Below are 15163 nucleotides of genomic sequence, written 5' to 3'. Positions count from 1 at the left end.
TTTTGGCTACTCAGATACACTTCTAAGCAAAAGCCGCTTGCCGACCGGAAGAAGGGTCTCTTCCAGTGGAAGGCAGTTTTGACTATGGAACCTCCAAGTGGCAGGATTAGGTAACTCCTTGATTTCCCGGATAAGTTCCATTTTCATCTTTTCCAACGTGTTGACCAGAGATTTTTGGAAAACACCTACCAGCCAAAGCGTGATGCTTCTAAACTTCTCCCCTGCCAACTGTAGAAAGTTGGACTTGTAGCGAAAGGCATGGACCTCATTTTGTCGTTCTTGAGTGAGTAAAATATATCCCTCGCGGGTATAAATGGGCAGAATACCCACCGGTTCAAACTCGACTTGCTCCTCCACGAAGTCATAAATTGCCTTTCCCTCTTCTATTTGGTTTTTGAGTTTAGGCAGAGCAAACTCAGTGATCTGAGCAATTTCCTCCATGACTTTGCCGTCATTGATTTTCTTTTCGTATTGCAACTGTGCTTTCTGAAAATCAATTCCGATCAGGGCCTTAGGGAAAAGATTGCTCAATAGAGTCTTCCCGGATTGGATTTCGGATAGGGTGCGGTGGTGGGCAATCAAATCTCCGAGTGCAGGATAGATTTTGACTGCCTGAAACTCTTTTTCATTGGCCTGTAAATAGGCGAGCAATTGGTACTTTTTGTACTCAAAATCGATCAGTCCTTCGGTGATCCAATTCTTTGGTAAGGTCTTCATGGTTTGGAATAGGTAGAAATGGTTTGACATAAAATACGGATTTCTGACATTTTTTTCAGGTATCAGAGAAAATTTGGCAGAAAAGAAGACAGCTCTTCCAAAATGTCGAGGATATCAAGGGGGTATTTTGCGGTCGATTTGTCAGCATTTATTCGAAAAAAACCCTTGGCATAGGAAGTGCAGGGAGGGGTATAGCATTTTAATCTAACCTTAAACATTTCATACTATGTCAAAAGTGAACATCAAACCTCTTGCAGACCGAGTTCTAGTGCAGCCGGCTGCAGCAGAAGAGAAGACCGCATCCGGACTATATATCCCGGACACTGCGAAAGAAAAGCCTCAGAAGGGTACCGTGGTGGCTGTAGGAAACGGTAAAAAAGATGAACCCTTGACTGTAAAAGTTGGAGACACTGTTTTGTACGGAAAGTATTCCGGTACCGAACTCAACGTGGAGGGTCAGGACTTCCTAATCATGAGAGAATCTGACATTTTCGCAATCCTTTAATTTATTTCACCATTAACTGAAAAAATCAAGAATTATGGCTAAACAACTGTTTTTCGATACCAACGCCCGAGATCAATTGAAAAAAGGCGTAGACGCATTGGCAGATGCGGTAAAAGTAACTTTGGGCCCTAAAGGCCGAAATGTCATCATCGACAAAAAATTCGGTGCCCCTACCATCACCAAAGACGGGGTATCCGTAGCTAAAGAAATCGAATTGGCAGAGCCAATCGAAAACATGGGCGCTCAACTTGTGAAAGAAGTGGCTTCCAAAACTGCTGACAATGCAGGTGACGGTACTACTACTGCTACTGTTTTGGCTCAGTCCATCTTCAACGTAGGAATCAAAAACGTAGCTGCAGGTGCCAACCCAATGGACCTCAAAAGAGGAATTGACAAAGCTGTAGCTGCTGTGGTAGCTCAATTGAAAGATAACTCCAAAGCCATCTCTACTTCCAAGGAAATTGCTCAAGTAGCTACCGTCTCTGCAAACAACGATGAGGAAATCGGAAAAATGATCGCCGACGCGATGGACAAAGTCGGAAAAGACGGCGTCATCACTGTAGAAGAAGCAAAAGGCACCGAAACTGAAGTTAAAACTGTAGAAGGTATGCAGTTTGACAGAGGATATCTTTCTCCTTATTTCGTGACCAATACTGAGAAAATGGAAGCTGAATTGGATCATCCGTTCATCTTGATTTACGACAAAAAGATCTCTTCCATGAAGGAATTGCTTCCTGTATTGGAGCCTGTAGCTCAGTCCGGCAAGCCCTTGTTGATCATCGCTGAAGATGTAGACGGAGAAGCTTTGGCTACCTTGGTAGTGAACAAAATCAGAGGTGCTTTGAAAGTAGCTGCTGTAAAAGCTCCTGGGTTCGGCGACAGAAGAAAAGCGATGTTGGAAGACATTGCGATCTTGACCGGAGGAACTGTCATCTCCGAAGAAAGAGGTTTCAAGCTGGAAAATGCTACCACCGACATGTTGGGTAGAGCTGAAAAGATCAATATCGACAAGGACAACACAACCATCGTAAACGGTGCGGGTGATGCTGCTGCTATCAAAGGCAGAATTGCTGAGATCAAAGCTCAGATCGAAAAAACCACTTCTGACTACGACAGAGAAAAGCTTCAGGAAAGATTGGCTAAGCTTTCCGGCGGTGTAGCTATTCTATACATCGGTGCTGCCACTGAAGTAGAAATGAAAGAGAAAAAAGACCGTGTAGATGATGCTTTGCATGCTACCCGTGCTGCTGTACAGGAAGGTGTAGTAGTAGGTGGTGGCGTTGCTTTGGTACGCGCTGCTTCTGCTCTTGACAGCCTGAAAGGAAGCAACGAAGATCAAGACACCGGTATCAACATCGTAAGAACTGCCATCGAGTCTCCTTTGAGAACTATCGTGGCCAATGCCGGCGGTGAACCTTCTGTAGTGATCAACAAAATCAGAGAAAACAAAGGCAACTTTGGTTACAATGCAAGAACGGATCAATACGAAGATCTTTTTGAAGCGGGTGTGATTGACCCTACCAAGGTAACTCGACTGGCTTTGGAAAATGCAGCTTCTATTGCAGCCTTGCTTTTGACTACTGAGTGTGTGGTAGCTGACGTGAAAGAAGATACTCCTGCTATGCCACCAATGGGCGGCGGAGGAATGGGTGGAATGATGTAATCCATTCTTATTTAACATATCCAATGAGGCGCTTTTTAGGCGCCTCATTTTTTTATTGATACAAAATTTGACAAAAAACAGTCATCCCCTTTGTCCAAGACAACGGAATAATTGTAATTTGGAGTGACTTACACACCAACTGCTTGAATTTACTTTAATGCCCCTATTTGACTCGGTCTTTTTAGTCGATGATGACCCTATAAACAATCTGATCAACAGGCGTTTATTAGGAAAAGTCGGGATCTCTGACCGAATTTTAGAGTTTTTAAGTGGAGAAGAGGCGTTGAACGCCCTAGGAAAGCAGCCCGCTGAGCATACTCTCCTCATTCTTCTGGACATCAACATGCCTGTAATGAATGGCTGGGAGTTTTTGGACAAGTACCAAATGGTCTTCCCAAATCGAAAAGATAAAATATTGATCCTCTCAAGCTCCATCGATTTCCAGGACCGGCAAAAAGCCAAAGAGTATGCAATTGTGGAAGGGTTTATTGAAAAACCTCTGAACTTGGAAATCCTGAGAGACTTTTTTCAGGATTAATCTGAAAAAAACCATTTAAAAAAAACTTTTTTTTATGAGAATGGTTATTTTCGAAAGTCATCTTCACCCTCAGATATAAAAGCATACTGGTTTTTGATATTTTTTCTCCTTAGCACACGGCTTGTGCTGGGACAAACTTGGACTGGCATTACAAGCTCCAACTGGAATACTGCGTCTAATTGGAGCTCCGGAACAATCCCCGGAGCAGGCTCTGATGTAGTTATTTCCAATCCTGCCGCACCGAATCAGCCCATTCTTCCCGGAAATATCAGCCTGAGGGACTTTTCGATTTCTGCTGGAAATATCAACCTCGGTGGATTTCAATTGACGGTCACGAGAAACTTCCAATCTACAGGTGGGACAATCTCCAATGGCACAGTGGCTGCAAATAATCTAAACTCACTTCAAAACACGGTTTTCAACGGCACGATCACCTTGATAAAAACAGGAGGAATCAACAATACGTCCGAGGGAGGCAATGTATTCAATGGTCCGACTACGATAAGAAACAATAACAACAGCCGTTGGAGGCTTGCCAATACTTTGGGAGATAGATTCAATTCGACAAGCCAATTCATAAAAGGATCCACAGGAGATTTACAAATAGCCTTCAACGGTATTAATGAATTCAATGGAACCATTACTTTAGAAAGCTTAAACAACAACAATACCCTGAGTTTTGGATTAGGTGGAGGAACTTCCGTGCTGAATGTAGGAGGATTAATTAATGGGTCTTTTTCAGTTGGAAATTTAGATATTCGGAATTTCACCCAAGTACAAGTCACTGCCAACGGAGTGTTTGATGTTGATGATTTTTTTGTGACCAATTCGGTCTTTTTGGGAGATTTTTCGGTGACTACTGCAGACGATCTGATCTTTTTAGGAAACAATATTTTCAATGGAGTCAACTCATTCATTTCGGGTGGCAATCTGGATGCAGACGGACTAAATCAATTCAGCATTCCTCTCCTAAGCAGCACAACTTTTGTGAAAAATGGGAATGGAAATGATGATTGGGAAGGGGGAAATACCTTTGGAACTGTCAGCTTTACCAATAATTCAAACAGTAGACTGAGACTAGCCAATACTTTGGGTGACAGCTTTTTGAGGACATCCATATTTTCCAACAACGGCACAAATTTTTTGGGAATTGCCTACAGTGGTTCAACCACCTTTGGCCAGCAAATTGAAATCAATAACAGCAATCCTGCCGGTTCGGTCCGATTTGGAGAAGGAGGAGGCACCTCCCTACTGAGCACGGGGGCTGTCGTCACCAGCCTATTTGGTGCTGCGAATATCCTCGAATTCAACAATTTCATCCAGGTACAAAATGTGGCGAATGGAAACTTCAATTCCACCACCTTTACTTCAATAAATTCCTCGTTTCAGGGTGATTTTGGGGTGAATGCCACTACTATCAACTTCAATGGTGCCAATACATTTGCCAGGAATGGAAATTTCACTGGGAATAGCATCCAAATGACTGGAGCCGGAAACAATTTTGCCAGCAGCGGAGGAGTGGCCAGATTTATCAAAAATGCCTCGGGAATCAATAATGACTGGAATGGAGGCACTACGTTTGGCACATTGGAAATCACCAATAATGCCAATAGCCGGCTTCGCCTTGGCCAAAATCTTGGAGATACCTTTAATTCCAGCTCAGTGTTTACTAACAATGGCAATGGAATTTTGGGCATTGCTTTCCGTGGCACCAATTCTTTTTCCCAGCAAATCACCATCAACAATACCAGTGCAGGAGGGACCCTACGATTTGGCGAGGGCGGTGGCACCTCCACCCTGAGCAATGGCGGTGTAGTGACAAGCTCATTTACGACGGGAAACCTTCTGGAATTCAATAATTTTTCCCAGACTCAAAATTTCCCCAATGGCAATTTCCAAGTGACAACCTTTACTTCCGTCAACTCCTCATTCCAGGGAGATTTTGGAGTGACAGCCACCACGATCAATTTCAATGGAGCCAATGTTTTCGCAAGAAATGGAACTTTCTCAGGCGGGAGTATCCAAATGACAGCAGCAGGAAACAGCTTTGCCACAAGTGGAGGAACTATACGCTTTATCAAAACTACATCTGGTACCAATAACGATTGGAATGGTGGGAATACCTTCGGTAGACTAGAAGTCTTTAACACTACCAACAGCCGACTCAGATTAGGCCAAAACACGGGAGATACCTTCACTTCCACCTCGCTCTTTACCAATACAGGTAATGGGATTCTGGGAGTGGCATTTCGGGGTACAAACACCTTCGCTGAGCAAATTACCCTCAATAACAGTGGACCAAACGGCACACTTAGGTTTGGAGAGGGAGGCGGAACCTCATCCCTTCAGACCGGGGGTGTGCTTACCAGTGATTTTATGATTGGAAACTTATTGGAATTCAACAATTTCACTCAGGTTCAGAATGCGTCCAATGGGAATTTTGGCGTCACGACTTTTAACTCCATCAATTCTTCCTTTCAGGGAGATTTCGGAGTGACAGCCACCTCTGTCATCAGTTTTCAAGGCTCCAATACGTTTGCCAATAACGGGGACTTCACAGCACCCAATATTAATGCAAACGGCGCCAATAACTTTTCTACCGTAGGAGGCATTGCAAATTTCACCAAAACCGGAGGTGGGTCAAACGACTGGGCAGGAGGCAACACCTTTGGCCTGGTTAATTTTGTCAACAGCTCCGGGTCCAGATTTAGATTGGCAGTGACCAGTGGAGATTCCTTCACGCGGGATGCCAGTTTTGTCTCCACCTCTACCGGATTAATCGAACCGGCATTCAATCATGTGAATACTTTCTCAGGCAACATTTCAACAGTAGGATCCAGTCGTGCATTGACCTTTGGCTCAAACAATGGCACGGTGGAGATTACCGGAAACACCGCCCAAGTTTGGCAAGGTGACGCAGCCTTTTCTCCCACAGTGAGGCGGCTGAGGATGAATACCCCGGGAAATTTGACTTTGGCTGTGCCTCTTTTGGTGAATGTATTTGGAGATTTTTCCAATGGAATTCTCAACACTTCACTTTCCAACCTCCTTACCTTTGATAATGGAGCCACCTCCTCCGGTATGTCCGATGCTAGCCATGTAGATGGGCCTGTACGGAAAATCGGGAACCAAGCCTTTACCTTTCCTACAGGGGATGGAGGGTTTTTTGCTCCGATTTCCATGGCCAATCGAGGTGGTGGAGGAACGGATATCTATACTGCCCAATATTTACAAGTCGCCCCGGTGGATATTCCTACCGATACCACTGCCCGTGATGCCACTATTGGGCTGATGAACCGGACAGAACATTGGGACCTCCGAAGAAATGTCGGCAGCATCAATCGAGGAATCTCTTTGTCCTATGATGGTTCCAGAACTTCTCCGATTATAGACCATACTGAATTAGTTAGTATCTATTGGAATGGAAGCAGTTGGGTTGATTTGATGGGAGCTGTGAGTGGAAATGCGAGTTCGGGCACCATCACAGCCGGCACGACATCCAATTTGGGATGGTTTTCCATCGGCAGTTCTTTCCGGGTATTACCTGTAGAATTGCTTTCATTTACCGCCAGACAAACAGAAAATCGGGATATCCTGGTCGAATGGCAAACGGCAACGGAAAAAAACAATTCCCACTTTCTTCTTGAGCGTTCTTTTGACGGGAAAAAGTGGGAAACACTTTCTCTGGTCCCTGGTTCTGGAGACTCTTTAGAACCCCTCTCCTATCGATTTGTAGATATCAACCCCAAATTTGGGAGAAATTTTTATCGATTGATTCAAGTAGATTTTGATGGTTTGTCCACTATATATCAGACAGTAGCCGTGAGTGTAATTGGGGAAAACAATCCCAATTTACAGATCAAGGTATTTCCCAATCCTACCCAAGGCAAGGTTTACCTGGAAAGCCAAAACTTAAATCTTGACGGCATGAAGGTGGACATTTTGAATCTAAACGGGCAATCCGTCCTACAATCCGACGAAATAAGAAACTCTCAGGCAGAATTTGATCTATCCGGACTTCCTAAGGGCTTGTATATTCTTATGCTGTATTCGGCCAAAGAAATCCACACCAAAAAGCTAATTCTCCAATGATCAATCGGGGATGATCAAGGATAATTTATCCCACATTTGACGGATGAGAAAGAAGGGTAAAGGCAAGTCTCCTGGAGCACCACCCATTCGGACAATCACCAGGTTTTGAGAAGGGACAATCATCAAAAACTGCCCGTTTTTCCCCATCGCTTGGTACATGTCTGCAGGGGCGGAGGGAATCAAGGCTCCGGAAAAAACTGTCTGGGAGCCAGGAAGCAGATGAGAGGCCTTCCCATTAAGCCAAGTAAGGTATCCATAGCTTAAGTTTAGATTTTGGGAGCTTTGGGAAAGCTGATCAAAGTACGAACCGGACCAGATTTGTTCCCCATTCCAATTGCCATTAGCCAAAAGCAACAATCCAAAACGGGCAAAAGAACGGGCATCGGAGTAAAAAACATTATTGTCTCCTGTCTGCTGCCAAAAGCCTTTCATTCCTATTCTTTTCCCCAATTTCTCTTCAAAATAAGCCTGAAAGGTTTTTCCGGAGGCATTCTCCACGACCGTTTCCAATAAGGTATAGGTGCCATTATGGTAGCTCCATCGGGTACCTGGCTTGGCCAGGTAAGTAAAGGAAGCTGGGGAAGTGTTGTTTAGATTGGCTACTTGATCGTTGATCCCTGTGGTGAGGCTCAGGTGATGCTCTATCCTGATCGCGCGCTCTTGGGAGGAGTTCATGGAAGTCCAGCCCTGTCCGAGGTACTTTTGAGTCCGATCACCGATTTTCAACAGTTTTTCCTGCTGAGCTATGCCTACCAGAGCAGCTGTCAGGGTTTTGCCAGCTGATGCCCAATACCAATAGGAATTTTGATCCATTCCCCCTGTTCCGGTCAGTTTGCTTCCCCAATATTCCTCCACAACTATTTTGCCGTCTTTTAGGATAATAAACGCCCGTGTCTCCTGAGTAGGCAACCAGTCCAAAAACTCATTCAAAGCAGTTCTATCCCAGCCCAATTCCTCGGGAGCTTGATTTTCCCAAAGGGAAGACTCTTTGGGAGGAAAGTATAGGACCTTGGCAGATTGAGTTCTGTTTTTTTGGGCATCGACACCGAAAGAATAAAAAAGAGCCCATCCAAAAAGGAGGGCTTGGGCAAAACAAAATGTGGAATTGGGGAAACTTCTCATCCTTATTTTCTCAGGGTATTTTCAATAAATTTTTTCAAATCTTCGCGGAAAAGCTTCGCGGAAGGCAAATGAGTGTACATCATATGACCAGCTTCATAATAAGTCATCACAATCCGGTCCAAGGCACTCTGAGGCAACTCCAACCGGGAAATGGAATGCTCCACCCCATGAAAGACCGTAGCCAGATCGTAATACCCATTCATAACCAACACCTGAACATAGGGATCTTTGCTCAGCGCTTCTGCCATATCAGGCAGGGTAGTCACCGCTGCGTCGGCACCCCAGAAGTTATTCCCCTGATGCTTCCAATCCCACCGGAAGCCTTCCTTGGAATAGGCTGAAGTAGCATACAACAACTCCTTGCTCACACCTAAGCTACCATGGAAATAATCCAAAAATCCCATCGTATAGGCTGGGGAAATGGCATCACTCTGAGGGTCGGTAAATGCGGACATGGCCATGGGGTCGATGTTGATCCCCTTATAGCGGGAATCCAAGCGGCCTACAGTCTGTCCTTCTTTACGAAGTAATTCCTGATAGTATTCATCGGCAGTGATTTTGAGATTGGCTCTTTCCCATACCTCAGCACTGATTCCTGTAAGTCCTTGTAGTTTGGAGGCTATTGCAGACTTCTCCGAGGCCGATATCCTGTTTCCTTTGAATAAGGCCGGGGCATATTCCATTTCGGTAAATTCCCTCACCTTTTGAACAAAAGATGGCAAGTCAGTCCCCTTTTCGGCCACTTTATTATGATACCAGCTGGTGGCTGCCATCGTAGGCAAATAGACGATATAGGGAAGATCTTCATTGGGTGCAAAGAATAAAGTTCTCAAATCAAACACGGCCGAAACCATAATTACACCGTTGAGTGCATATCCTTTGCCCAATAAATCATTCATCACCCCGGCATTTCGGAAGGTTCCGTAGCTTTCTCCAAGAATGTATTTGGGAGAATTGAGCCGATCATGGGCCTTGAGAAACTGCATAATAAAGAGGCTGATCGATCGGATATCTTGATCCACACCCCAGAAATCTTTCCCAGAGGCTTTACCAATGGGCACACTAAGACCCGTACCCACCGGATCCATCATGACTACATCGGCTACATCCAAAATCGAAAATTCGTTATTGACCAGAGAATAAGGGGCTCCCTGATTGTACTTGGGATCGTCTACGACAATCCGCTTGGGCCCCATGATCCCCATATGCAGCCAATAGGAAGAGGATCCCGGTCCGCCGTTGTACGCAAAAACGATGGGTCTGTCTTTGCCTCCATTTTCTTTGAAATAAGCGGTAAATCCAAAAAGAGCGATCGGTTCGTTGTTTTCATCTCTCAACTCCATCGTCCCGGCTTTTGCATTCAGGTTGACTACTTTTCCATCAATGGTGACGGATTGCTTGGATTCAAACACCTGAGCATTAGGTATCCCTGAAGCGGGTTCGGAAGCACCCTCCTGAGCCCAGGTTCCAAATGAGATCAATAAGAAAAGTGCTAGAAATCGGATTTGCATGGCCATTAGATTTATTTTCTTTGTCAAAGTAAAAGTCAAGTTAATTCAGTTTCATGAACAATCCCAAAACAAGAAATTAGACTTAAGGCACAAGACTCAAAATACAAGACATGAGATGCCTAAACTTCCAATCACTTTCTCCAGGCTTTAATCAAGATAGCTTTGTCGCTTCCAAAGCATCGTGACGAATTACTACCCAAATAGCTCCTCCCTTCACGGCCGACAGGCGCTATGCCGGGAATTCCCGGACTTTTTCCGGGTTTTAGGTATGGGATGGTTTTATGGGTCCCCGCCATTTGTGAAGCTTAACTTTACCCCCTTCTTACCTTTCAAACTCCTCCCCTGCCTTCAATTGATAGCATCGCTCATGGAGGTGGAACCCCAATTTTTCATAAAATGGAACCGCATCCTCTGCCGAAAATAGGATCAAGCGGGCCTCAGGAGCTAAATCTCTGGTAAAAACAAGCAGTTTTTGGCCAACACCCTGTCTTTGATACGCTTTGGCTATTGCCAAATCTGCAATAAAACAACGGTAGCAATGGTCGGTGAGTCCACGAAGAAATCCAACCAAGTCTCCATCCCTTCTTGCAGTGACAATCAGATTGGATCCTCTCAGCATTCGCTCAAGATGATTGGAATCTTCCATAGGTCTCCTTTTTCCCAAACCGGAATCTTGCAGAATCCATTGATAGTCTTCGAGAGAAAAAGTAGGCTCAAGCTGTATATTTATCATAAAAATTTATTAGTTTGGAAACATGACAGGAGGAATTGGATTTAGCCGACAGGCCAAGCAGTCATTTGAAGACAACCATAAATTGGGAAAAATCAGGACCAAATCCATCGCATCAGGTACTTTTTTGAAAAGAACCGCGGGAGAGGAATCTTCCCTGTCCGAATCCATCGCTTACCTCCAATCCCTTCGACAAAAAAGGCGGAAAACCCAAATTTGGATTAGCTCGCTCCTCGCTTTTTTCTCGCTTCTGTTTTTACTGGTTTTGATGTTCTTCAATTAAGGACATCTCGGAGCTCTGCATGTCGGGCAAAGGTAGCTTTGGCAAATGGACACAGAGGAATCACTTTGATCTCCTCCTTCCTTACCCAGTCGACCAATTGCTTTAACAATTGAAGACCTACTCCCTGCCCTTGAAGATCCTCATCTACTTCAGTGTGCTCGATGATCATCTTGTTTGGTCCTGCCATGACATAGACCATTTCTGCTTTTTTCTGTCCTTCCATTTGGAGAAAAAAACTCCCTCTTCTGCCTTCTGATTGGTGCTTGATTTCCATTTTTGATAAATATTAAAAGTTAGACTGGGTGATTTAGACCACTTCAACAGTCTGAATCAGCTTTGGGTTCTCCCCTCCACCAGTCCATCGTAAATCTGGTCATTGGGTTCCCACAATTCTATGGCATGACCATCCGGGTCCAGGATATGGACAAATTTCCCGTACTCAAACTCTTCTATTTCATCCAAAATCTTAACCCCGGCCTTTTTAAGCTCAAGGAGAAGTTCTTCCAGGTTTTCAACCCGGTAATTGATCATAAAATCTTTTTCAGATGGGTTGAAATATTGGGTATCCTCATTCATGGGAGACCATTGGGTAAAGCCTTTTTGTTGTGGACTATCGGATGACCTCCACTCGAAAGCCGTACCATACCGGTCCGTATGGAGTCCCAAATGCTTTTGATACCAGGATTTGGTCGCATCCGGGTCTTTGACCTTAAAAAAAATCCCTCCTATTCCGGTAACCTTTTTTTTCATTGTCTTCAAAAAATACTTTTGATAAAATTTCTGGCCCGATTCAAATCCTCCTGGGTGTCGATGGATATGGATTGGTGGTTGGTCTCCACCATTTTGATTTTGACCCCTCTCTCCACCAGTCTGAGCTGTTCGAGCATCTCTATTTGTTCCAACTGTCCTTTAGGCCAGGAAGTGAACTCCTGCAAAAGTTCTCGGGTATAGGCATAGACTCCGATGTGCTTCCAGTAGATCAGATCCTCCTTTTTCTCCCGGTTGAAAGGGATAGGAGAACGGGAAAAATAGATGGCATTGCTCTCTTCGTCCACCACTACTTTTACGGTATTGGGGTTGTAGGATTCGTCTTCCGAAATTCTGCACATCAGACTTGCCATTTTTACTTTTGGTCTTTCAAACGCATTGACGAGGTTTTTAAGAGACTCTCCATCCTGAAAGGGTTCGTCTCCCTGCACATTCAGCAAGAGGTCGGCATCGACTACTTCGAGCGCTTCAGCGATTCGGTCCGAACCACTTTCATGCTTTTTGAAGCTGAAATACACTTTCCCTCCGAGTTCCAAAATCTGATCTCTAATCTGTTCATGGTCCGTGACCACCCATACTTCATCGCACACTTCAGTAGCCAAAGTACTGAGGTAGGTTCGTTGAATCACCGAAATACCTCCTAAATCCTGGACCAATTTGGCAGGAAGGCGTGTAGAAGAATAACGGGCAGGGATAAGGACAGCAGTTTTCATATGTTCCGCAGGATATAGTCGTGATTAGTACCTACTGGACTTCACACGAAATACTTTATCGAATTCTAAAGGCCTTTTTAATGGCTTTTAGTGGCTCAAATTTCTTGGACTTTTTGATCTTCTTCCGTTTGGTCTCCAAGTCATCTCCGTAATAATTGTACATGTACTTGTTGTTTTGGGAATAGAGGTAGGTGTTACCATACCCGTAATTATACCCTTCGTAATGATATCCGGAGTTAAGGATACCATTAAATACACCATATACACTGGTCACCTGCTTGTTATTGAAAAGGTCATTGATCATGACCAGGTGATCTTTGACTGTATAGTTTTGCCGAACCACATAAAGGTTGATGTCAAACAAGCGCATCAGGTCGATGGTCTCAGATACCAATCCCATGGGAGGAGTATCAAATACCACAATATCAAATCTCTCTTCCAGGTAATTCAAAAACTCTTTGAGTTTGGGAGTTTGGAGCAATTCGGCAGGATTGGGAGGAATCACACCGGAAGGAACAAAGTAGAGGTTGTGATGCTGAGAAGGAAAAATAATATCCTCTGCAGCTACTTTGCCTATGAGGTAGGTAGAAAGACCTACCTTTTCGGTATGGTTAAAATAGGAGGCCAATTTGGGTCTTCTTAAGTCTGCTCCTACCACTACTGTTTTTTTAGAACCTAAAGCCATGGCTGAGGCCAAATTGAGGGAAGTAAACGTCTTTCCCTCCCCGGACACAGAGGAGGTAACCAATATTTTTTTGGTGTTTTTCCCGGAGGCCAAATAGGCTATTGCCGACCTAAGGGATCGGAAAGATTCTGCAACGGCTGATTTGGGATGCTCAAGCACGACCTTGTTGGTATCTTTGGTGCTGTAGCCAATTACACCCAGCTGGGGTATCATGAAATGTTTTTTCAGATCTCGCTGATCCTTAATGCTGTCATCAAACATTTCCCTTAAAACAATAAACCCAAAGGGCAACAAGAAACCCAATGCAACTGCCAAACCATAGTTTTGGGTCTTTTTAGGAAAAACCAAAGTGCCTTGCTTTGCCAAATCCAAAATTGCATTGTCCGAAACATTGGCTGCCCGGGCAATTCCTGCTTCTACTCTTTTCTCCAGCAGATAGGTAAAAATATTCTCTCTCAACTGATACTCCCGGAATATATCAGTGTATTCTGATTCCGACTCGGGAAGAGTGGCAAATTGGGAATCATAGGTCCGGATTTCTGCCATCAGCGAATTTCTCTGCTTTTTGGTGTTTTCAATAAGATTGACCACATTCTCGAAGAGGGCATCCTGGACTTTTTCCATTTGCACATCAATCTTCAGGACCTCGGGATGATTTTCATTTACCGTAGCCAGAAGTTTCCTTCTGTCTTGAGAAAGTGTCACCAAACTCTGAATAAGCCCATTGAGTAAGGGATCAGGTACACCGATCACAGATGGCGCAATGACGTCGGCATAATCTCGGCTTTTTGCCTCCATGTAGTCGCGAATCTCCTCAAAATACTTCAATTGATAATCCAGCTGGGCACTTCGCTCATCCAAGTCATTGATTTTTCCCAAGATGCTCGAAAACTCAGCTGATACATCCAATAGCTTGTTCTCCACCTTAAACCGGAGGAGTTCCCTTTGCTTGGACTTCATGGAGTCTTCCAAATACCCCAACTGCTCATCGATAAAGTCGATGGAGTTTTCCTGAATTTTATTTTTCTCGTTGAGATCGTATTCGATGTAGGCCTGCATCAGGGCATTGATGTAATCTCTTCCTTTTTCAACCACCTTGGTGGTGGTGCTGATTCTCAATACCGATGAATATTCATTTACAGTACTAACCTGAATGGATTTGGCTAGTTGATCCTCCAAGGCAGATGGATTGACCAAACGGAAAATTACCTGATCACCAATTCTTCCCGGATTGACCAGAAGCACTCTGAATTTGGACCGGGCAGTCTCGATGGTTTCTCCAAACGTGTACGTTTTGTCAAAGACCGATTCATCTCCGGCAGCCTGAACCCGATTGAAATCCATAAATCCCCCCAAGACCTGTCTGAGCCGGAAAGTTTCATCGGAAAGGATTTCCAGCTCCACGGGAGCATCTGTCACTTGCAGATGATCCCAGTCCACCTCTACCCTTATAGGTGATCGATCGTACAGCTCGATATCCTTGATATTGGTTTTGGCGAAATATTCTACATCAAAATGAAGTTTTTTTAAGGCTTCCTTGGCCAAGTTTTTGGATCGAAGACGGAGAATATCATTTTCCAGATTGATTCCTGAATTGAAAATATTTGACCGGTCCAGAATTCTTGCCTCAGGTGTGCTGTTGTTTTTAATCACCAGTGAACCAGTAACTTCAAACTCATCCACCGTGTAGCGATGAAATATATAGGTGGCAGTGACAAAAAGGAAAACAAAAAGCACATACCAAGGCCAAAAGCGAATGTATTTGGCGACCACATACCGGATCTCCAGTGCTTTCTCTTCATTATCCAACTGACTCAGGTCGAGCTTTTCCATCGC

The 15163-nt window shown here is 44.3% G+C and carries 12 protein-coding genes; 4 read left to right on the top strand and 8 right to left on the bottom strand.

What is annotated here, in order from left to right; translation table 11 throughout:
- Window positions 1-6: 6 nt before the first annotated feature.
- A complete protein-coding gene (locus AAA943_RS11180) occupies window positions 7-717 on the bottom strand; it encodes a hypothetical protein (protein WP_338224330.1) in 711 nt (236 codons plus the stop codon).
- Window positions 718-943: 226 nt separating this feature from the next.
- Here AAA943_RS11180 and AAA943_RS11175 point away from each other — a divergent pair, with 226 nt between their 5' ends.
- The 4 genes from AAA943_RS11175 (at window position 944) to AAA943_RS11160 (ending at window position 7515) form a co-directional block, all read left to right on the top strand.
- Window positions 944-1222, top strand: a complete 279-nt coding sequence (locus AAA943_RS11175) for a co-chaperone GroES (RefSeq protein WP_338221379.1) — start codon at window positions 944-946, stop codon at window positions 1220-1222.
- A 34-nt stretch (window positions 1223-1256) separates the two neighbouring features.
- A complete protein-coding gene (gene groL / locus AAA943_RS11170; protein WP_338224329.1) occupies window positions 1257-2885 on the top strand; it encodes a chaperonin GroEL in 1629 nt (542 codons plus the stop codon).
- Window positions 2886-3042: 157 nt separating this feature from the next.
- Window positions 3043-3423: a response regulator gene (locus AAA943_RS11165; RefSeq protein WP_338224328.1), complete on the top strand. Its 381-nt coding sequence runs from the start codon at window positions 3043-3045 to the stop codon at window positions 3421-3423.
- A 93-nt stretch (window positions 3424-3516) separates the two neighbouring features.
- Complete coding sequence (locus tag AAA943_RS11160; RefSeq protein WP_338224327.1) at window positions 3517-7515, top strand: T9SS type A sorting domain-containing protein; 3999 nt, start codon at window positions 3517-3519, stop codon at window positions 7513-7515.
- Here AAA943_RS11160 and AAA943_RS11155 read toward each other — a convergent pair whose 3' ends face one another.
- The 7 genes from AAA943_RS11155 to AAA943_RS11125 form a co-directional block, all read right to left on the bottom strand.
- On the bottom strand, window positions 7516-8637 hold the full coding sequence (locus AAA943_RS11155; RefSeq protein ID WP_338224326.1) for a serine hydrolase domain-containing protein: 1122 nt from the start codon (window positions 8635-8637) through the stop codon (window positions 7516-7518).
- Between the two features lie 2 nt (window positions 8638-8639).
- Window positions 8640-10148, bottom strand: a complete 1509-nt coding sequence (locus AAA943_RS11150; protein ID WP_338224325.1) for a S10 family peptidase — start codon at window positions 10146-10148, stop codon at window positions 8640-8642.
- A gap of 322 nt (window positions 10149-10470) precedes the next feature.
- Window positions 10471-10881 (bottom strand): GNAT family N-acetyltransferase, encoded by a 411-nt coding sequence (locus AAA943_RS11145; protein WP_338224324.1) that lies wholly within the window; start codon window positions 10879-10881, stop codon window positions 10471-10473.
- A 272-nt stretch (window positions 10882-11153) separates the two neighbouring features.
- Complete coding sequence (locus AAA943_RS11140) at window positions 11154-11435, bottom strand: GNAT family N-acetyltransferase (RefSeq protein ID WP_338224323.1); 282 nt, start codon at window positions 11433-11435, stop codon at window positions 11154-11156.
- A gap of 56 nt (window positions 11436-11491) precedes the next feature.
- On the bottom strand, window positions 11492-11911 hold the full coding sequence (locus tag AAA943_RS11135) for a VOC family protein (RefSeq protein ID WP_338224322.1): 420 nt from the start codon (window positions 11909-11911) through the stop codon (window positions 11492-11494).
- A 5-nt stretch (window positions 11912-11916) separates the two neighbouring features.
- A complete protein-coding gene (kdsB, locus tag AAA943_RS11130; RefSeq protein WP_338224321.1) occupies window positions 11917-12642 on the bottom strand; it encodes a 3-deoxy-manno-octulosonate cytidylyltransferase in 726 nt (241 codons plus the stop codon).
- A gap of 55 nt (window positions 12643-12697) precedes the next feature.
- Window positions 12698-15160, bottom strand: coding sequence for a GumC family protein (locus AAA943_RS11125; RefSeq protein WP_338224320.1), 2463 nt, complete (start codon window positions 15158-15160; stop codon window positions 12698-12700).
- Between the last annotated feature and the right edge of the window lie 3 nt (window positions 15161-15163).

This window comes from Algoriphagus confluentis, assembly GCF_036245625.1.
Classification (GTDB): Bacteria; Bacteroidota; Bacteroidia; order Cytophagales; family Cyclobacteriaceae; genus Algoriphagus; species Algoriphagus confluentis.
This window is presented reverse-complemented; position numbering and strand designations above follow the sequence as displayed.